A 19,788-nucleotide genomic window follows, 5' to 3' on the forward strand; every position below is an offset into this window, starting at 1 on the left:
CACGTACACTCACTGCTCGTTGGCCTTCAACGGCCGCGCCTTCCGACTGCACTCCGTGCGTCCGGGCGGATGCGGTACGTTGGGGGAGACAAAGGGTCGTAGCTCAATTGGTAGAGCACTGGTCTCCAAAACCAGCGGTTGGGGGTTCAAGTCCCTCCGGCCCTGCTACACACTCCTTCGCCAGGATGTGTGCGCATGTACGTACTGCATTGCACCGCCGTGCGGCTCCACCGGGCGCGGCACGGCCACGACCCGGAATCAGGTGAGGACGAGTGACGGACGCCGTGGGCTCCATCGACAAGCCTGATGCCGAGGCACCGGAGTCCAAGAAGGCCCGCAAGGGCGGAAAGCGCGGCAAGAAGGGCCCCTTCGGCCGTCTCGCGCTCTTCTACCGCCAGATCGTCGCGGAACTCCGCAAGGTCGTCTGGCCGACTCGCAGTCAGCTCTCGACGTACACCACAGTGGTGATTGTGTTCGTCGTCATCATGATCGGTCTTGTCACCGTGATTGACTATGGCTTCAACCACCTTGTCAAGTACGTATTCGGCTGAGCCGAAAAGCGGAGGGCGCCGTGTCCGGCGCCCCTTTCGCGCGTTCCACCCCTATGTATCCAGGAAGAAGCAGCCACAGTGTCTGACCCGAACCTGAACGAGGCGATCGAGCCGGTCGAGTCCGCTGAGGACGAGCTCGACATCGTCGAGGCGGCGGACGCCGAGGACCCGGACCAGGCCGAGGCTGCCGACATCGCCGCCGGCGAGCCCGCCGAGGAAGCCGCGGTCGAGACCGTGGCGGACGCCGACGCCGAGGCCGAGGAAGCCCAGGCGGAGGACGCCCCGGCCGAGGCCGAGGAAGCCGTCGAGGCCGTCGAGGAGGAGCCGGTCGACCCGATCGCCGCGCTCCGCGACGAGCTGCGGTTCCTGCCCGGTGACTGGTACGTCATCCACACCTACGCGGGCTACGAGAAGCGCGTGAAGGCCAACCTGGAGCAGCGCGCCGTCTCGCTCAACGTCGAGGAATTCATCTACCAGGCTGAAGTCCCCGAGGAAGAGATCGTCCAGATCAAGAACGGCGAGCGCAAGAACGTCCGGCAGAACAAGCTGCCCGGTTACGTGCTCGTCCGCATGGACCTGACGAACGAGTCCTGGGGCGTCGTCCGCAACACGCCCGGCGTCACCGGCTTCGTGGGCAACGCCTACGACCCGTACCCGCTGACCCTGGACGAGATCGTCAAGATGCTCGCCCCGGAGGCCGAGGAGAAGGCCGCCAAGGAGGCCGCCGAGGCCGAGGGCAAGCCGGCTCCGGCCCGCAAGGTCACGGTCGAGGTCCTGGACTTCGAGGTCGGCGACTCGGTCACCGTCACCGACGGCCCGTTCGCGACGCTGCAGGCGACGATCAACGAGATCAACGCCGACTCGAAGAAGGTCAAGGGCCTCGTCGAGATCTTCGGCCGCGAGACCCCGGTCGAGCTGAGCTTCGACCAGATCCAGAAGAACTAGCCCTTCCGGCGCCTTCTGGGCACACGCTTCCGAACAGGTCAGACGGGCTGCAAAGCCTGTCTGACCTGCTCGGTTTTTAGCCGCGCATGGATACCCGTTATCGTTGTGCGGTATGCCTCCATCCGGATGATCCCAACGATCGTTCATGAGGATGGCGGCTGAACACTCTCACTAAGACCCGGAGAGAGAGCACATGCCTCCCAAGAAGAAGAAGGTCACGGGGCTCATCAAGCTCCAGATCCAGGCCGGCGCCGCCAACCCGGCCCCGCCTGTCGGCCCCGCGCTGGGCCAGCACGGCGTGAACATCATGGAGTTCTGCAAGGCCTACAACGCCGCGACCGAGTCGCAGCGCGGTTGGGTCATCCCGGTGGAGATCACGGTCTACGAGGACCGTTCCTTCACCTTCATCACCAAGACCCCGCCGGCCGCGAAGATGATCCTCAAGGCCGCTGGTGTCGAGAAGGGCTCCGGCGAGCCGCACAAGACCAAGGTCGCCAAGATCACCGAGGCGCAGGTCCGCGAGATCGCCACCACCAAGATGCCCGACCTCAACGCCAATGACCTGGACGCCGCGTCCAAGATCATCGCCGGCACCGCCCGTTCCATGGGCGTCACGGTCGAGGGCTGACCTCCACCTCGCAGATCCATCCGTGGCAGGGCCTGCTCGGCCCGCACCACGACTCCTCTAGAACTCAGGAGAAGCAAGTGAGCAAGCGCAGCAAGTCTCTCCGCGCTGCGGACGCCAAGGTCGACGGGGCCAAGCTCTACGCCCCGCTCGAGGCCGTCCGTCTCGCCAAGGAGACCTCCACGTCGAAGTTCGACGGCACCGTCGAGGTCGCCTTCCGCCTGGGCGTTGACCCGCGCAAGGCCGACCAGATGGTCCGTGGCACCGTGAACCTCCCGCACGGCACCGGTAAGACCGCCCGGGTCCTGGTCTTCGCGACCGGTGACCGTGCTGCGGCCGCGGAAGCCGCCGGCGCCGACATCGTCGGCTCCGACGAGCTCATCGCCGAGATCGCCAAGGGTGACCGTCTGAACGAGTTCGACGCCGTTGTCGCCACCCCGGACCTCATGGGCAAGGTCGGCCGCCTCGGCCGCGTGCTCGGTCCGCGTGGCCTGATGCCGAACCCGAAGACCGGCACCGTGACCCCGGACGTGGCCAAGGCCGTGACCGAGATCAAGGGCGGCAAGATCGAGTTCCGCGTCGACAAGCACGCGAACCTGCACTTCATCATCGGCAAGGTGTCCTTCGACGACGCCAAGCTGGTGGAGAACTACGGCGCGGCCCTGGAGGAGATCCTCCGTCTGAAGCCGTCCGCCGCCAAGGGTCGCTACATCAAGAAGGCCGCCATCAGCACCACGATGGGCCCCGGCATTCAGCTCGACTCCAACCGCACCCGGAACCTCCTCGTCGAGGAGGACCCGGCCGCGGTCTGAGCCCCTCAAGGCTCGCTGTAGTCGCTACGGGCCCCGCACCTTTCGAGGTGCGGGGCCCGTTCCGCTTTTCCGGTCCGCGGGGCGGGCCTGCTGCGCTAGCTTCGCGGTGACCGACTGGGGGAGCGGATGCTGCGGTACGCGCGCGTGGTGACCATGGCCGTCGTGGGCGTCCTGCTGACCGCCTGCGGCGGGACACAGGAGCACGGGGCCGACGAGGCCCGCGAGGCGCTGCGCACGGCCAGGCAGAAGGTCGTCGCGGCGGGATCGGCACGCGTCGACGCGACGATGACCACGGGCAAGCGGCTGACCTCACGCAGCACGGGCGCGCTCAGCTGGGCCGACGGTGTCGAGGGCACCCTGACCGTGCGGGTCACGGGCGGTGAACTGGCCGCCTCCACGCGCGCGTTGGGCGGCGACCCGTCCCAGACGCGGTTCCTCCCGGACGCCCAGTACACCCGTATGAGCGACCGGTTCGCCGAGCTGCAGGGCGGCCGCCACTGGATCCGCCGCCCGTACGACACCCGCGGCGACCTCACCCCGGCCGACTCGCTCAAGGCGCTCATCGGGGCCGAGGACGTCCACAGGGTGGGACGGGAGACCGTGCGCGGCACGCGGGCCACCCACTACCGGGGGACGTCGGGCCGCGGGCACATCGACGTATGGCTCGACGCCCGGCAGCGGCTGGTGCGGCGCACCCAGCACGTGGGCGACTTCACGGTGACCGTCCACTACCGCGATTACGGCGCCCCGGCGGCCGCCGAACGCCCGGCAGCACGGGACACCGTCGACTTCACGGAGGTCACGGGGGCCGGCTGAAGCTGTGGGCGGGCTGTCCGAGGCGTCCGCTATCGTGCGGACAGATCAAGACGCACCAAGGGGTGGGATTCAAGATGACTGTTTCCGTACGACGAGTGGTCGGCGCCGCCGCTGCCACCGCGCTGCTGTGTTCCGCCGTCGCCGCTTGTGGTGGCGGGGACGACAAGGGCGGGAAGAAGGCCTCCGGGTCGGGGTCCCAGTCGGTCGCGCAGGCCGTGTCGGCCGCGTTCAAGAAGACCTCCGACGCCAAGTCGGCGAAGGTCGACATGACCATGAAGATGCCGACGGCCGCGCAGGGCGGCGGCGACATGAAGATGTCCGGCACCATGGGCTGGGACCCGACCACCATGGACATGACGATGTCGGGCGCCGCGCTCTCGGCCGGCGGCCCGGACTCGCCCAAGAACATCCGCATGCTCATGCGGGACAACGTGATGTACATGGACATGGGCGCGAACGCGGCCAAGTCCATGGACGGCAAGCGCTGGATGAAGATGGACCTCGCCGCCATGGCGAAGAAGTCCGGCGACGAGAAGATGGCGCGCCAGATGACCGGCAGCCTGGACAACATGAACCAGGACCCGGCCAAGCAGATCGCGGTCCTGCTCGACTCGCCGAACCTGAAGCACCTCGGCTCGGCCACGGTGGACGGCACCGAGACCGAGCACTACAAGGGCAAGCTGACGGTCGACGAGATGCTGGCGAAGAACGACTCGCTGAAGGTCCTCAGCAAGTCCGAGCGCGACCAGATGCTCCAGAGCGTCAAGAAGGCCGGTATCAAGACGTACGACACCGAGCTGTGGATCAACAAGGACGACCTTCCGGTCCGCCTCGACGTCACGATGGACAGCAAGCAGGGTCCGGTCGAGGTGTCCGAGAAGTTCTCCGACTACGGCACCCCCGTGAAGGCCGACGTGCCGCCGGCGAGCCAGACCTTCGACATGATGCAGATGCTCAAGGAGCTCGGCGGGGCCTCCGGCGCAGGTAGCACCGCCGGTTCCTCCGGTGCCGACAGCGGCGTCTGAGCGGATTTGCTTGACACGCTCCGTTTCACGTAACCTTCCACAGAAGCCAAAGACCGCTGGTCGTTGCCGTCCGCTCGCAAGAGAGTTCGGTGGCCGAAGGATCCGCTGAAACTGCGGACGACCCGCGCAGGTGACTGTGGAAGTGCTCCTGGAACCCCTCGGGGATCCGGTCGAGCTCACGCCCCGTGCGCCTGCGCCGGGGCGTTTCGTTTTCCCAGCCTCCTTGCGAGCGGTCCTCATCACCCGGAAGGAGGCTGACGCTCTATGCCGACGCCCGACAAGGCTGCCGCCGTAGCCGAGCTCACGGACAAGTTCCGCAGCTCGAGCGCCGCCGTGCTGACCGAGTACCGGGGTCTCACCGTGGCCCAGCTCAAGCAGCTGCGCCGTTCGCTCGGTGAGAACTCCGAGTACGCCGTGGTGAAGAACACGCTGACCAAGATCGCGGCCAACGAGGCCGGGATCAACACGCTCGACGACCTGTTCAACGGTCCGACGGCGGTTGCCTTCGTCACCGGTGACCCGGTGGAGTCGGCGAAGGGTCTTCGTGACTTCGCCAAGGACAACCCGAACCTCGTCATCAAGGGCGGTGTCCTTGACGGCAAGGCGCTGTCCGCCGACGAGATCAAGAAGCTTGCGGACCTCGAGTCCCGCGAGGTTCTGCTGTCCAAGCTGGCCGGTGCCTTCAAGGCGAAGCAGTCGCAGGCTGCCTCCGTCTTCAGCGCGCTGCCGACGAAGCTCGTCCGCACCGTGGACGCGCTCCGTGCCAAGCAGGACGAGCAGGGCGGTGCCGAGTAACTCGGCTCGCTTTTTGATCCCCACCGCCTGAGACGGCGGCAGGGATCGCAGCGGGCCGCACGTCTACGACGTAATGCCGACAGGCATACGCCCGCCTCACCCAGTACATACGGCACCTGCCGATTTAGTGGAAGGACCGCCATCATGGCGAAGCTCACCCAGGACGAGCTGCTTGCGCAGTTCGAGGAGATGACCCTCATCGAGCTCTCCGAGTTCGTGAAGGCCTTCGAGGACAAGTTCGACGTCGAGGCTGCCGCTGCCGCCCCGGTCGTCGTCGCCGGTGGTGCCGCTGGTGGCGCCGCCGCCGAGGCCGCCGAGGAGCAGGACGAGTTCGACGTCATCCTCACCGGCGCCGGTGACAAGAAGATCCAGGTCATCAAGGTCGTGCGCGAGCTCACCTCCCTGGGCCTCAAGGAGGCCAAGGACCTCGTCGACGGCACCCCGAAGCCGGTCCTCGAGAAGGTCGCCAAGGACGCTGCCGAGAAGGCCAAGGAGCAGCTCGAGGGCGCCGGCGCGGCCGTCGAGGTCAAGTAAGACCTCTTCGAGTCTGCCGACTCTTCTCCGGTGAAACTGCTCCCCCGGGAGCTGTAACGCCGAGGTACCGAAGGGCGATCACCCAGTTGGGTGGTCGCCCTTCGGCGTTGTCCGGATCGCTGGCCGAGGGTGCCTTGCGCTGTCGGGCGTGCAGAGTATGGTGATCTTCGTTGTGCCTGGCGCCACCCCTGTTCGGCCAAGAGGGGGCCTTGACGAACAGCACGCAGCGCGCAATTCTCAGGACGCGTCGTCACAACGATCCGGATCCGAGGCATGGATCGACGGCGAAGAGGGCAGTAAGGATGTGCGCTCAGCGCACAGGGAACGCCGCAGACGGTGAACGGTTGAGAACAACGAGGGTCTCAAAAAACCCGCACTGGACATCAGTGGGCCTTCTGGCTACACTGTCCCTTTGCGCTGCCTGTTAGCTGCTCCCTGCCCGTCACCAGGGGCATGCCCTCGCCTCAGCACCGTGGATTGAACCGGCTCTGACCTGGCCATACGCCAGATCAGTGGCTCTGTCCCGGGTATGGCTTGGGACCGGTACGCGCGTAGTGAGTCCGAGCCCTCGGAAGGACCCCCTCTTGGCCGCCTCGCGCAACGCCTCGATCGCGAATACGAACAACGGCGCCAGCACCGCCCCGCTGCGCATCTCCTTTGCAAAGATCAAGGAGCCTCTCGAGGTTCCGAACCTGCTCGCGCTGCAGACCGAGAGCTTTGACTGGCTGCTCGGCAACACCGCTTGGCAGAGTCGGGTCGAGGAGGCTCTGGAGTCGGGTCACGACGTCCCCACGAAGTCCGGTCTGGAGGAGATCTTCGAGGAGATCTCCCCGATCGAGGACTTCTCCGGGTCGATGTCCCTGACCTTCCGCGACCACCGCTTCGAACCGCCGAAGAACTCCATCGACGAGTGCAAGGAGCGCGACTTCACGTACGCGGCTCCGCTCTTCGTCACCGCCGAATTCACCAACAACGAGACCGGCGAGATCAAGTCCCAGACGGTCTTCATGGGCGACTTCCCGCTCATGACGAACAAGGGCACCTTCGTCATCAACGGCACCGAGCGTGTCGTTGTCTCCCAGCTGGTCCGCTCGCCGGGTGTCTACTTCGACTCCTCCATCGACAAGACGTCCGACAAGGACATCTTCTCCGCCAAGATCATCCCGTCCCGGGGTGCCTGGCTGGAGATGGAGATCGACAAGCGCGACATGGTCGGTGTCCGCATCGACCGCAAGCGCAAGCAGTCCGTCACCGTTCTCCTGAAGGCTCTCGGTTGGACGACCGAGCAGATCCTCGAGGAGTTCGGCGAGTACGAGTCCATGCGCGCCACCCTGGAGAAGGACCACACCCAGGGCCAGGACGACGCGCTGCTCGACATCTACCGCAAGCTGCGTCCGGGCGAGCCGCCCACGCGCGAGGCCGCGCAGACGCTGCTCGAGAACCTCTACTTCAACCCGAAGCGCTACGACCTCGCGAAGGTCGGCCGCTACAAGGTGAACAAGAAGCTCGGTGCCGAGGAGCCGCTGGACGCCGGCGTGCTCACGACCGACGACATCATCGCCTCCATCAAGTACCTCGTGAAGCTGCACGCGGGCGAGACGGAGACGGTGGGCGAGTCGGGCCGGGAGATCGTCGTCGAGACCGACGACATCGACCACTTCGGCAACCGTCGTATCCGTAACGTCGGCGAGCTCATCCAGAACCAGGTCCGTACGGGTCTCGCCCGTATGGAGCGCGTCGTGCGCGAGCGCATGACGACCCAGGACGTCGAGGCGATCACGCCGCAGACCCTGATCAACATTCGCCCGGTCGTGGCGTCGATCAAGGAGTTCTTCGGTACCTCGCAGCTGTCCCAGTTCATGGACCAGAACAACCCGCTGTCGGGGCTGACGCACAAGCGTCGTCTGAACGCCCTCGGCCCGGGTGGTCTGTCCCGTGAGCGGGCGGGCTTCGAGGTCCGAGACGTGCACCCCTCGCACTACGGCCGCATGTGCCCGATCGAGACCCCCGAAGGCCCGAACATCGGGCTGATCGGCTCGCTCGCCTCGTACGGCCGGATCAACCCCTTCGGCTTCATCGAGACGCCGTACCGCAAGGTCGTCGAGGGCGTCGTCACCGACGACGTCGACTACCTGACGGCCGACGAGGAGGACCGCTTCGTCATCGCGCAGGCCAACGCGCCGCTGACGGACGAGCTCCAGTTCGCCGAGGCCCGCGTCCTGGTCCGCCGCCGTGGCGGAGAGGTCGACTACGTCCCCGGTGACGACGTCGACTACATGGACGTCTCGCCGCGCCAGATGGTGTCGGTCGCGACCGCGATGATCCCGTTCCTCGAGCACGACGACGCCAACCGTGCCCTCATGGGCGCGAACATGATGCGTCAGGCCGTGCCGCTGATTAAGTCCGAGGCGCCGCTCGTCGGCACCGGCATGGAGTACCGCTGCGCCACCGACGCCGGCGACGTGCTCAAGGCCGACAAGGACGGTGTGGTCCAGGAGGTCTCCGCGGACTACATCACGACCGCCAACGACGACGGCACGTACAGCACGTACCGCCTGCACAAGTTCTCCCGCTCGAACCAGGGCACTTCTGTCAACCAGAAGGTCGTCGTGGACGAGGGCGCGCGGATCATCACCGGCCAGGTCCTGGCCGACGGTCCCGCGACCGAAGAGGGCGAGATGGCCCTCGGCAAGAACCTGCTCGTGGCGTTCATGCCGTGGGAGGGTCACAACTACGAGGACGCGATCATCCTGTCGCAGCGCCTCGTGCAGGACGACGTCCTCTCCTCGATCCACATCGAGGAGCACGAGGTCGACGCCCGTGACACCAAGCTCGGCCCGGAGGAGATCACCCGGGACATCCCGAACGTCTCCGAGGAGGTCCTCGCCGACCTCGACGAGCGCGGCATCATCCGTATCGGTGCCGAGGTCGTCGCCGGCGACATCCTCGTCGGCAAGGTCACGCCCAAGGGTGAGACCGAGCTGACGCCGGAGGAGCGCCTGCTCCGCGCGATCTTCGGTGAGAAGGCGCGCGAGGTCCGCGACACCTCCCTGAAGGTGCCGCACGGTGAGATCGGCAAGGTCATCGGCGTCCGCGTCTTCGACCGCGAAGAGGGCGACGAGCTGCCGCCGGGCGTGAACCAGCTGGTTCGTGTCTACGTGGCCCAGAAGCGCAAGATCACCGATGGTGACAAGCTCGCCGGCCGTCACGGCAACAAGGGCGTCATCTCGAAGATCAACCCGATCGAGGACATGCCGTTCCTGGAGGACGGCACCCCGGTCGACATCATCCTCAACCCGCTGGGTGTGCCGTCCCGAATGAACCCGGGACAGGTCCTGGAGATCCACCTCGGCTGGCTCGCCAGCCAGGGCTGGGACGTCTCCGGCCTGAGCGAGCAGTGGGCCCAGAGCCTCCAGGCGATCGGCGCCGACCAGGTCGAGCCTCGTACGAACCTCGCGACCCCGGTCTTCGACGGTGCGCGTGAGGACGAGCTCGCGGGTCTGCTCGCGAACGCCCGGCCGAACCGCGACGGCGACCGCATGGTCCTCCCGTCCGGCAAGGCGCGGCTGTTCGACGGCCGCTCCGGTGAGCCGTTCCCGGACCCGATCTCGGTCGGGTACATGTACATCCTCAAGCTGCACCACCTGGTCGACGACAAGCTGCACGCCCGGTCGACCGGTCCGTACTCGATGATCACCCAGCAGCCGCTGGGTGGTAAGGCTCAGTTCGGTGGTCAGCGCTTCGGTGAGATGGAGGTGTGGGCGCTGGAGGCGTACGGCGCCGCTTACGCCCTCCAGGAGCTGCTGACGATCAAGTCCGACGACGTCACGGGCCGCGTGAAGGTCTACGAGGCCATCGTCAAGGGCGAGAACATCCCCGAGCCCGGCATTCCCGAGTCCTTCAAGGTGCTCATCAAGGAAATGCAGTCCCTGTGCCTCAACGTGGAGGTGCTGTCCTCGGACGGCATGTCCATCGAGATGCGCGACACCGACGAGGACGTCTTCCGCGCAGCGGAGGAGCTCGGCATCGACCTGTCCCGGCGCGAGCCGAGCAGCGTCGAAGAGGTCTGACGGGAGTCCGGTAGGGGCCCGGAAACGGGCCCCCGCCGACCCCTCGACCCCCGTTTCAGACCACAGACTTACAACCCTGAGAGGGATTGACGCATAGTGCTCGACGTCAACTTCTTCGATGAGCTCCGGATCGGTCTGGCCACCGCTGACGACATCCGTCAGTGGAGCCATGGCGAGGTCAAGAAGCCCGAGACCATCAACTACCGCACGCTCAAGCCGGAAAAGGACGGGCTCTTCTGCGAGAAGATCTTCGGTCCGACCCGGGACTGGGAGTGCTACTGCGGCAAGTACAAGCGTGTCCGCTTCAAGGGCATCATCTGCGAGCGCTGTGGCGTCGAGGTCACGCGCGCCAAGGTGCGCCGTGAGCGGATGGGTCACATCGAGCTTGCCGCTCCCGTCACGCACATCTGGTACTTCAAGGGCGTTCCGTCGCGTCTGGGCTACCTGCTCGACCTCGCCCCGAAGGACCTCGAGAAGGTCATCTACTTCGCGGCGTACATGATCACGTTCGTCGACGAGGAGCGTCGTACCCGCGACCTGCCCTCCCTCGAGGCGCACGTCCAGGTCGAGCGTCAGCAGATCGAGAACCGTCGCGACTCGGACCTCGAGGCCCGCGCCAAGAAGCTCGAGACCGACCTGGCCGAGCTCGAGGCCGAGGGTGCCAAGGCCGACGTGCGCCGCAAGGTGCGCGAGGGTGCCGAGCGCGAGATGAAGCAGCTGCGCGACCGTGCGCAGCGCGAGATCGACCGTCTGGACGAGGTCTGGTCGCGCTTCAAGAACCTCAAGGTCCAGGACCTCGAGGGCGACGAGCTGCTCTACCGCGAGCTCCGTGACCGCTTCGGCACGTACTTCGACGGTTCGATGGGTGCCGCGGCGCTGCAGAAGCGCCTGGAGACCTTCGACCTCGAGGAGGAGGCCGAGCGCCTCCGCGAGATCATCCGTACCGGCAAGGGCCAGAAGAAGACCCGTGCGCTCAAGCGCCTCAAGGTCGTCTCCGCGTTCCTGCAGACCAGCAACAGCCCCAAGGGCATGGTGCTCGACTGCGTGCCGGTCATCCCGCCGGACCTGCGTCCGATGGTGCAGCTGGACGGTGGCCGCTTCGCGACCTCCGACCTGAACGACCTGTACCGCCGCGTCATCAACCGCAACAACCGCCTGAAGCGCCTTCTCGACCTCGGTGCGCCCGAGATCATCGTGAACAACGAGAAGCGCATGCTCCAGGAGGCGGTCGACGCCCTCTTCGACAACGGCCGTCGTGGTCGCCCGGTCACCGGTCCCGGCAACCGTCCGCTGAAGTCCCTGAGCGACATGCTCAAGGGCAAACAGGGTCGTTTCCGTCAGAACCTGCTCGGTAAGCGTGTGGACTACTCCGCGCGTTCCGTGATCGTCGTCGGTCCGCAGCTGAAGCTGCACCAGTGTGGTCTCCCGAAGGCCATGGCGCTGGAGCTCTTCAAGCCGTTCGTGATGAAGCGTCTGGTCGACCTGAACCACGCGCAGAACATCAAGAGCGCCAAGCGCATGGTGGAGCGCGGCCGCACGGTCGTGTACGACGTCCTCGAAGAGGTCATCGCCGAGCACCCGGTTCTGCTGAACCGTGCTCCCACCCTGCACCGCCTCGGCATCCAGGCCTTCGAGCCGCAGCTGGTCGAGGGCAAGGCCATTCAGATCCACCCGCTCGTCTGCACCGCGTTCAACGCGGACTTCGACGGTGACCAGATGGCCGTGCACCTGCCGCTGTCCGCGGAGGCGCAGGCCGAGGCCCGCATCCTGATGCTGTCCTCGAACAACATCCTCAAGCCCGCCGACGGCCGTCCGGTGACGATGCCGACCCAGGACATGGTCCTCGGTCTGTTCTTCCTCACCACCGACGGTGAGCTCCGTGACGTCAAGGGCGAGGGCCGCGCGTTCGGCTCGACGGCCGAGGCGACCATGGCGTTCGACGCCGGCGAGCTGGCTCTTCAGTCGGCCGTGGACATCCGCTTCCCGGTGGGCACCATGCCGCCGCGCGGCTGGACCCCGCCGCCCGTCGAGGAGGGTGAGCCCGAGTACCAGCCGGGTGACAGCTTCCGCCTGCGGACGACCCTGGGCCGCGCGCTCTTCAACGAGCTGCTGCCCGAGGACTACCCGTTCGTCGACTACTCGGTCGGCAAGAAGCAGCTCGGCGAGATCGTCAACGACCTCGCGGAGCGCTACCCCAAGGTCATCGTGGCGGCGACGCTCGACAACCTGAAGGCGGCCGGCTTCTACTGGGGCACCCGCTCCGGCGTCACCGTGGCCATCTCCGACGTCGTCGTTCCCGAGGCGAAGAAGGAAATCGTCGCGGGCTACGAGGCGCAGGACGAGAAGGTCCAGAAGCAGTACGAGCGCGGTCTCATCACGAAGGAAGAGCGCACTCAGGAGCTCATCGCGATCTGGACCAAGGCGACCAACGAGGTCTCCGAGGCGATGAACGCGAACTTCCCGAAGACCAACCCCATCTTCATGATGGTTGACTCGGGTGCCCGAGGAAACATGATGCAGATGCGTCAGATCGCGGGTATGCGTGGTCTGGTGTCGAACGCCAAGAACGAGACGATCCCGCGTCCGATTAAGGCCTCCTTCCGTGAGGGCCTGTCGGTGCTGGAGTACTTCATCTCGACTCACGGTGCTCGTAAGGGTCTGGCTGACACCGCCCTGCGTACCGCCGACTCGGGTTACCTGACCCGTCGTCTGGTGGACGTCTCGCAGGACGTCATCATTCGCGAGGAGGACTGCGGCACCGACCGCGGCCTCAAGCTCCAGATCGCGGAGCGCGGCGCCGACGGCGTGCTGCGCAAGACCGAGGACGTCGAGACCAGCGTCTACGCCCGCATGCTCGCCGAGGACATCGTCGTCGACGGCAAGGTCATCGCGCCGGCCAACGTCGACCTCGGTGACGTGCTCATCGACGCGCTCGTCGCCCACGGCGTCGAGATCGTCAAGACCCGCTCGGTGCTCACCTGTGAGTCCGCGGTCGGCACCTGTGCCTTCTGCTACGGCCGCTCGCTGGCCACCGGCAAGCTGGTCGACATCGGTGAGGCGGTCGGCATCATCGCCGCCCAGTCCATCGGTGAGCCCGGTACCCAGCTGACGATGCGTACCTTCCACACCGGTGGTGTGGCGGGTGACGACATCACCCAGGGTCTGCCCCGTGTCGTCGAGCTCTTCGAGGCTCGTACGCCGAAGGGTGTCGCCCCGATCTCCGAGGCCGCGGGCCGTGTCCGCATCGAGGAGACCGAGAAGACCAAGAAGCTCGTCGTCACCCCGGACGACGGCAGCGACGAGACGGCGTTCCCGATCTCGAAGCGTGCCCGTCTCCTGGTGGGCGAGGGCGACCACGTCGAGGTCGGCCAGAAGCTGACCGTGGGTGCCACCAACCCGCACGACGTGCTGCGCATCCTCGGCCAGCGTGCGGTTCAGGTGCACCTGGTCGGCGAGGTCCAGAAGGTCTACAACTCGCAGGGTGTGTCGATCCACGACAAGCACATCGAGATCATCATCCGGCAGATGCTGCGCCGCGTGACGATCATCGAGTCCGGCGACGCCGAGCTGCTGCCCGGCGAGCTGGTCGAGCGCTCGAAGTTCGAGGGCGAGAACCGTCGTGTGGTCACCGAGGGCGGTCACCCCGCCTCCGGCCGTCCGCAGCTGATGGGTATCACCAAGGCCTCGCTGGCGACGGAGTCCTGGCTGTCGGCCGCCTCCTTCCAGGAGACGACCCGAGTCCTGACGGATGCGGCGATCAACGCCAAGTCCGACAGCCTCATCGGCCTCAAGGAGAACGTCATCATCGGTAAGCTCATCCCGGCCGGTACGGGTCTGTCCCGCTACCGCAACATCCGGGTGGAGCCCACCGAGGAGGCCAAGGCCGCGATGTACTCGGCCGTCGGCTACGACGACATCGACTACTCGCCGTTCGGCACCGGTTCCGGCCAGGCCGTCCCGCTGGAGGACTACGACTACGGTCCGTACAACCAGTAAGCGAGTCGCTTGAGTTGAAGGGCGGTCACCCCTCGGGGTGGCCGCCCTTCGGCGTGTTCAGCGCCTGTTCTCCAGGAACGCCTGAAGGTGATGGAGCCGGGTGTGGACGTCTGGATGCGAGTCGAGAAGTCGTGTGATCACTCCCTGCTTCTCGAAATGGACGCCGGCCGGCGAAGCGGCCCTGCCGACGGTCTCGTGGGTGTGTTCCTGCTGCAGTACGGCCATCAGCTGACTCGCGAACCCGAGGCTCGCCGCATGCTCGTCGGCTCGCAGCTCCGCACGTCGGGACAGGGCCGCTGCCAGGTACGGAGTGGCCAGCGGAAGGAACACGAGACCGTACGTGATGGTGGTCAGCGTGATCAGTGCGGCGGCCGCCACGGCGACGACCGCTGCCGTGGCTCCTGCGGAGAGTCGGTCGACTCGAGAGGCCAGCCGCAGCAGCAGTCGCCAGGTGAGGCGCCCGGGCAGCGCGTACCAGAAGACGAGCAGCGTGGCCCATGCGTGTCCCCGCGTGTGATGCCCGAGCTCGTGGGCGAGTACGCCCGCCAGCTGGGTGGGCGGCAGTGCGGCCAGGGAATGGCTGGTCACGGCCACGATGTGCCCGGCGACCGCAGCCGCGTTGACCTTGTGGCTCTCCTCGATCCACAACTGGTAGGCGTCGCCGTCGACTCCGGCTCGGGCGGTCACCTCATGCCAGACGGACCGTAGAGTCCTGGCCTCGTCAGGGGCGGGGTGGCGAAGGCCGAGGAGCAGGCGTGCCATCAGGCGCTCGAAGGGCCGATGGAAGACGAGGACCCCGCTCGTCGCCCAGCAGCCGAGCGGTATCCACCAGGGTGGACCACCGAGCTGATCGAGGGTGTACGTGAGCACGAAGACCACGACCAGACTCGCGGCCATGTGCGGGAGATGGAGTGCCACCCGGGCCAGTGCGGCGGCATCGGCTCCACGCTGACGTGCCCTGATGTGGATGCGGCCAGTGCGGTGCGGAAGGTCCTCACGCGGCCTCGGGCCGGTGGAGCCGGGCCGCCGTCGGTTCTCGGGTTCTGTCGGGTCGTACGGCAGGGACATGTCTGGTCCTCCAGGGACTCGGTCTCCAGACCGCCGGTGAGGGGAAGGGCGCTGATCAGGCGAGCAACAGTGATCCGGTGAGCAGGACCGCCCCACCTGCGAAGACGGTCACGCCGGCTCGGATCCAGAAGTGCTTGCGAGTGGCGATGCGGCTCGTTTCCGCGAGGGAGAGGAGCAGGCCGTGTGCGGGGTCGTGCCCGGTGTCCGTGAGTGCGGTGGCGAGTTGAGCTGTCCGGACCGCGTGGTGGATGTCGCCGAAGTACGTGAGGGGTTGGCCCGGGGACCAGCTCCTGCGGTAGCGGGGCACCACGGCCAGGAGCAGGCAGAGCAGCGAGGTGACGAGCATGATCGCTCCCGACCACCGCAGCAGGGAGGCTGTCGGCCCCAGGGCGCCGGGCGTCCAACGGTTGGTCAGCAGTGTGCTCATGCCTCCGGCCGCGATGCCCAGCGCTCCGACCAGGACCGTCGCCTTGGTGTCGGCCCGGGCGATCTCCGTCCGCAGATCAGCGAGGAGCTGGGCGCCGGCCTGCAGCCGTGGGTCTTCGGTGGCTGGGGACGGCGGGGTCATGTGCCGGGCTCCTGGTCCTTGCGCAGGCGAGGAGTCGGTGGGTCCGCAGGAGTGGATGGCTCCGGCAGCTCCGGGTACGGCGGTGGCACCTTGTTGGCTGGGTCCGCCGTGCCGCGGAGGATCGCAGTCATCCGCTCGATGATCAGGCGGTGTGGCTCCTCGAGCTCGAAGTTCTCCAGCTTCTCGCTGTCCAGGACATGGTCGATCAGATGGAGCTGTTGGGCCACGATCTGGCGCTGTTCGTCTCGCAGGTGGTCCAGGACGAGCTTCGTGTCCTCGGGGTGGGTGGCCAGGTGCAGGGCCAGCGCGGTGGTGCCGCCCTGAGCCAGCTGGCTCTCGTAGAACCTGATCTTCTCGGTCCTGCGCTCTGTCTCGTACTTCTCCCGCAGCAGGGCCGCCTCGTGCTCGGGCCCGGCGGCCTCCGCCTCGTGCCGGGCCGTGCGCAGGCGGGCCTGGTGGGAACGCGCGGCGGCGTCGCGCCGGAGCCGTACGGTGCAGGCGACGTCCAGGCCCTGCGCCTCTCCGACCGGGGCGGCTTCGTCCACCGCACGCTGCATGGCGCGCTCCGCCTCGGCACTCGCTTCCGCGGGGTGCTCGCGGCCGACCGTCTGCATGCGCGGCAGCAGCCGACGTGTCACGAAGCCCGGCACATCGCGCTCCTGGCTCCTGACGAATGCCTCTGGATCCATGACCCGCCAGGTGATGTCGGCAGTGACCTCGAACTCGAAGCTGTCGATCCGACTGGGCAGCGGAACGCGCAGCTGGAAGGTGTGCGGGTCGGTGTTCACCTCGTACAGGGCGACATACCGCCGCACGCTGAAGGGGCGTGCGGGCGGCCGGAACGTCTCGTAGGCGCCCTTGCGGGTGATGAAGACGAGGGCGTGGTCAGCCTGGCCGATGAAACGGCGACTGCCGAGGCGGAACATCGGGAGTTGCCAGACCCGCTGCACGGGATCGGCGCCGGTCTCGTCGTGGGTGGCCGGGTATTGCCGTTCCTGATGGAGCCAGTGGAGATCTTCCGGTGGGATGTTGGTCTGTTCCATGACGGGCCTCCTGGGCGCGTCGGGATTCTCGGCAGAAGGAAGGGGTGCGGGAGTCATGGGGCGGTGAGGCAGGCGTGCAGTCGGTCGCCTGCGGGGGAGGGCTCGCCGTCGGAGTTGCGCACCGTACGCAGCAGGTGGCTGATGCGTCGGTAGTCGGTGCCGTCGCCGGTCCCGACCAGGCTGGGCAGCAGGGCGGCGAGCGCGGACTCGGCCCACGGTTCGACGTCGGCGGTGAGCACCCAGCTGCCCAGTACGTGCAGAGCTTGCGCTGTGCGGGCGCGGTCCTTCAGCACCGCCTGCCAGAACGTGGTGAGGGCGCGGGTGGCTTCGGTGTCCCCGGTCTCTGTGGCGCGCGCGTACCAGTCCAGGACAAAGGGCCGGTCGCCGGCCTCGGTCGTTTGCCCACAGGCCCGGAGGAACGCGAACACCGCGTGGGCGCGGACCTTCTTGTCGTCGAGACGTTCGGCCAAGGCCGTCAGCACGGGTCCCTCGACCGCCAGGAGCAGCAGCTGCAGCGCGTCGGCGAGTTGGCTGGCCTCCTCCTTCGTGTCCTCCTCGTCCGTGTCCGCCAGGTCACCGTCCACGTAGACCTGCTGGTGAATGGCGTCGAGGAGGGCTTCCAGAGCCTCCTTGTGGTACAGGGGGCCCAGCAGGCCGTACGTGCGGATGGCCGTCCAGCGCCTGCCCTTGCGCTCGCCGGTGCACCAGCCGTGCAGGATCTGGGGGATGGTCGGCACGCCCAGCAATTGGGCCATGGTGAGGGCGTTGGCCGCGGTCAGCCAGGCGTTCGCGTCGTTGGCGTCGGCCCACGGCTCGACGAAGTGGGCCATGGCGGACGTCAGGTCGGCGGTGGCGAGCTGGGCGACCGCGGCGGCCGCTCGGGTCCGCACCAGCGGACGGCGGTCCTGGGCGAGCTGCCGGATCCACTCCGCGAGGGCGGGGCGCGCGGAGGGGTGGAGATTCCAGACTTGTGTCAGCAGGGCGTTCGCCGCCTCCTTGTCGCGGAACTCGGCGACGAACTGGCCCTGGAGCGGCCCCCACTCGGTGACCACCGTGGTCACCGATCCCACGGCGTCTGCGAGGCGGATGCGTTCTTCCCGGGGACTGCCGAAGACGGGTATGCACGGCGCCGCACGAGGGTCCTCGATCGCCTGCAGCAGGACGAACAGGTCGTCGCTCAACTCGGCGGTCACCGCGTACGGCGCCTTGTCGAAGACGGCCATGGACACGAGGAACGCCTTGTCGCGCAGGATCGGCTTGTCCTCGGTGAGCCAGCGGGAGACCCGCTCGGTCAGGGCCTGCTCCCCGAATGCCGCGAGCTGACCCTCGTCCATCTCGCCACGGTGCAGAGCGACGAGCCGCGGCGCGAACTGCTTGACCTCACGCGGTGAGGGACGGCGAGCGAGGAATTCCCGTACCGGTGCACGTCCGCACACCGTGTCCCAGTCGGCCGGGCCGACGGCCGCGGTGACGTGCGCGTGCAGCATGTCCTCGGCTGCCGGCGGTTCCCAGCGTTCGCACGGGACGCCGTTGAGGGCTGCGGAGGGTTCGACCGTGATCACCAGGTACGCGCCGGTGCGGTCCAACTGTTCTTGCAAGGCATGCAGATGCGTTTCGTGCAGCGGGCGGTTCCTGCTGACGGCCAGGTCGCGTGCGATGTATCCGCCTGCCGCGTCGACGTGCTCGGGCAGCGCCGCGAAGGCGATGCCAGGCGCGAGGGAACGCAGTCCCTCGATGCCCAGCTGGTGCAGCAACATCATGGCGGCGGCACGGCGGCCTGTTTCCCGTCCGCCTACGAGGAGGACGACCCGGTCGGTCCGTAGGCGGGCCAGAGCCTTGTGGAAGGCCGGGGTCTCCCGGAAGACATCGACCAGTTCCACGACGCGTGCCTGCGGGATCGGTCCCGACCTCGTACGCGGAGCCTCCGAGCGGCCGCCGATGTGCAGGATCGTGTCGCCGAAATGCATGCCCCCGCTCTGGCCGAACTGATCTCCGCCGACCAGGGTGGAGATGAAGTCGGGGCCGTGCGTGATGAGTGCCTGACGTGCGGCCCAGGCCTTCTGGCGCTGCTGTTCCTGTGACTCCGCCGCCTCTTCCTGCTTCTGCTCGCCGTCCTGCGCATTGTCCGCCGCGGCGGTTGCCTCGGCCGGGCTCACCGAGACCCGCCCCGTTCGCGGTCACCGAAGGTGAAGGTCATGTCGCCGTGGTTGGTCCCACCGGCCTGCCCGTACTGGTTGCCGCCGATCAGCGTCTGACCGGGTGCGGGTGCGGGTGCGGGGGACGCGGTGCGCGAGTCGGCGGCGTCCTCCGATGTACTCGGCTGCCCATGCAGCCAGGCCACCGTCGGCCCCTCCTTCGTCTCCACTGTGATCCGGTGGAAGTCGTCCGGGCGTACGCCCAGCGGGCCGTGACGTACGACGCCCTGGTAGATGCCGTCGGACACGCACAGGGCACTGGCGTCCTCGTTCCGCTTGAGCGCGTCGCGCAGCGGGTCGGAGTTCAGCAGGCGCACCGCATGGTTGAGGTCCGAGCCCACCCAGCCGTCCAGGTCGTCGATGGCGACGTACCCGGCGGAGAGAACGATGCGCAGACGCATCTGCGCGCTTGCCGCCATCAAGCGGTTCTTGTTGTGCAGCTGGGCCGGCGTCTCGGTCAGCAGCGTCTTCACCAGTGCCGGCACCGAGGCCTGCGCGTCCACCAGTTCCATGACTGAGTCGCCACGGTCTGCCCGCAGACAGGCGGACTCCTGGATGCCGGCGGCGAGCAGCGTGGAGTCCACGACTTCGTACAGGAGCCGCCGCAGGATGCCCTGCTCCACGTCGTCGCGGGAACCGAACCGTTCGATGTCGAAGAGCAGGATGGTCCGGTGCATGGGATCGGTCATGGTCTGCCTCTCGCGGGTCGCTGTCGTGTATGCAGCACGATGGCGCGACCAGGAGA

General features: G+C 67.2%; 15 protein-coding genes and 1 tRNA gene. 11 read left to right on the forward strand and 5 right to left on the reverse strand.

All coding sequences use genetic code 11. The features are described from left to right. Positions 1-92: 92 nt before the first annotated feature. From ACZ7L4_RS21420 to ACZ7L4_RS21470, 11 genes are all read left to right on the forward strand, one after another. Positions 93-165: transfer RNA gene (locus ACZ7L4_RS21420), tRNA-Trp, on the forward strand. Positions 166-272: 107 nt separating this feature from the next. Continuing rightward, positions 273-551 (forward strand): preprotein translocase subunit SecE, encoded by a 279-nt coding sequence (secE, locus tag ACZ7L4_RS21425; RefSeq protein ID WP_399227942.1) that lies wholly within the window; start codon positions 273-275, stop codon positions 549-551. Between the two features lie 78 nt (positions 552-629). Next, positions 630-1,496, forward strand: coding sequence for a transcription termination/antitermination protein NusG (gene nusG / locus ACZ7L4_RS21430; RefSeq protein WP_472104647.1), 867 nt, complete (start codon positions 630-632; stop codon positions 1,494-1,496). Between the two features lie 193 nt (positions 1,497-1,689). After that, positions 1,690-2,124 (forward strand): 50S ribosomal protein L11, encoded by a 435-nt coding sequence (rplK, locus tag ACZ7L4_RS21435; RefSeq protein WP_040252631.1) that lies wholly within the window; start codon positions 1,690-1,692, stop codon positions 2,122-2,124. 77 nt (positions 2,125-2,201) lie between these two features. Then, the gene (gene rplA / locus ACZ7L4_RS21440; RefSeq protein ID WP_385755853.1) at positions 2,202-2,933 is read left to right on the forward strand and encodes a 50S ribosomal protein L1; all 732 of its coding nucleotides are present in this window, start codon (positions 2,202-2,204) and stop codon (positions 2,931-2,933) included. A 126-nt stretch (positions 2,934-3,059) separates the two neighbouring features. Further along, positions 3,060-3,749: an SCO4651 family lipoprotein gene (locus ACZ7L4_RS21445; protein WP_472104648.1), complete on the forward strand. Its 690-nt coding sequence runs from the start codon at positions 3,060-3,062 to the stop codon at positions 3,747-3,749. 74 nt (positions 3,750-3,823) lie between these two features. Next, entirely contained in the window at positions 3,824-4,774 is a 951-nt protein-coding gene (locus ACZ7L4_RS21450; RefSeq protein WP_472104649.1) for an SCO4651 family lipoprotein, read from the forward strand. A gap of 264 nt (positions 4,775-5,038) precedes the next feature. Continuing rightward, a complete protein-coding gene (rplJ, locus tag ACZ7L4_RS21455) occupies positions 5,039-5,569 on the forward strand; it encodes a 50S ribosomal protein L10 (RefSeq protein ID WP_472104650.1) in 531 nt (176 codons plus the stop codon). A gap of 144 nt (positions 5,570-5,713) precedes the next feature. Further along, on the forward strand, positions 5,714-6,103 hold the full coding sequence (gene rplL / locus ACZ7L4_RS21460) for a 50S ribosomal protein L7/L12 (RefSeq protein WP_385755860.1): 390 nt from the start codon (positions 5,714-5,716) through the stop codon (positions 6,101-6,103). A gap of 584 nt (positions 6,104-6,687) precedes the next feature. Further along, positions 6,688-10,173: a DNA-directed RNA polymerase subunit beta gene (rpoB, locus tag ACZ7L4_RS21465; protein ID WP_450816587.1), complete on the forward strand. Its 3,486-nt coding sequence runs from the start codon at positions 6,688-6,690 to the stop codon at positions 10,171-10,173. Positions 10,174-10,269: 96 nt separating this feature from the next. After that, the gene (locus tag ACZ7L4_RS21470) at positions 10,270-14,169 is read left to right on the forward strand and encodes a DNA-directed RNA polymerase subunit beta' (protein ID WP_385755864.1); all 3,900 of its coding nucleotides are present in this window, start codon (positions 10,270-10,272) and stop codon (positions 14,167-14,169) included. Between the two features lie 57 nt (positions 14,170-14,226). On the opposite strand, the gene ACZ7L4_RS21475 is transcribed toward ACZ7L4_RS21470, so the two are convergent. From ACZ7L4_RS21475 to ACZ7L4_RS21495, 5 genes are read right to left on the reverse strand one after another with little or no spacing between them, the layout of a single operon-like run. After that, entirely contained in the window at positions 14,227-15,237 is a 1,011-nt protein-coding gene (locus ACZ7L4_RS21475; protein ID WP_472104651.1) for a M48 family metalloprotease, read from the reverse strand. Between the two features lie 55 nt (positions 15,238-15,292). After that, positions 15,293-15,805: a Pycsar system effector family protein gene (locus ACZ7L4_RS21480; RefSeq protein WP_472104653.1), complete on the reverse strand. Its 513-nt coding sequence runs from the start codon at positions 15,803-15,805 to the stop codon at positions 15,293-15,295. Next, positions 15,802-16,848: a hypothetical protein gene (locus tag ACZ7L4_RS21485; protein WP_472104655.1), complete on the reverse strand. Its 1,047-nt coding sequence runs from the start codon at positions 16,846-16,848 to the stop codon at positions 15,802-15,804. Before ACZ7L4_RS21485 ends, ACZ7L4_RS21480 begins: the two co-directional genes overlap by 4 nt. Before the next feature lie 53 nt (positions 16,849-16,901). Continuing rightward, positions 16,902-19,004, reverse strand: a complete 2,103-nt coding sequence (locus ACZ7L4_RS21490; RefSeq protein WP_472104656.1) for a hypothetical protein — start codon at positions 19,002-19,004, stop codon at positions 16,902-16,904. Further along, the gene (locus ACZ7L4_RS21495) at positions 19,001-19,732 is read right to left on the reverse strand and encodes a hypothetical protein (protein ID WP_472104658.1); all 732 of its coding nucleotides are present in this window, start codon (positions 19,730-19,732) and stop codon (positions 19,001-19,003) included. The genes ACZ7L4_RS21490 and ACZ7L4_RS21495 overlap by 4 nt, the downstream gene beginning before the upstream one ends. Positions 19,733-19,788 lie beyond the last annotated feature (56 nt).

This window comes from Streptomyces sp. NPDC107575 (genome assembly GCF_055657265.1).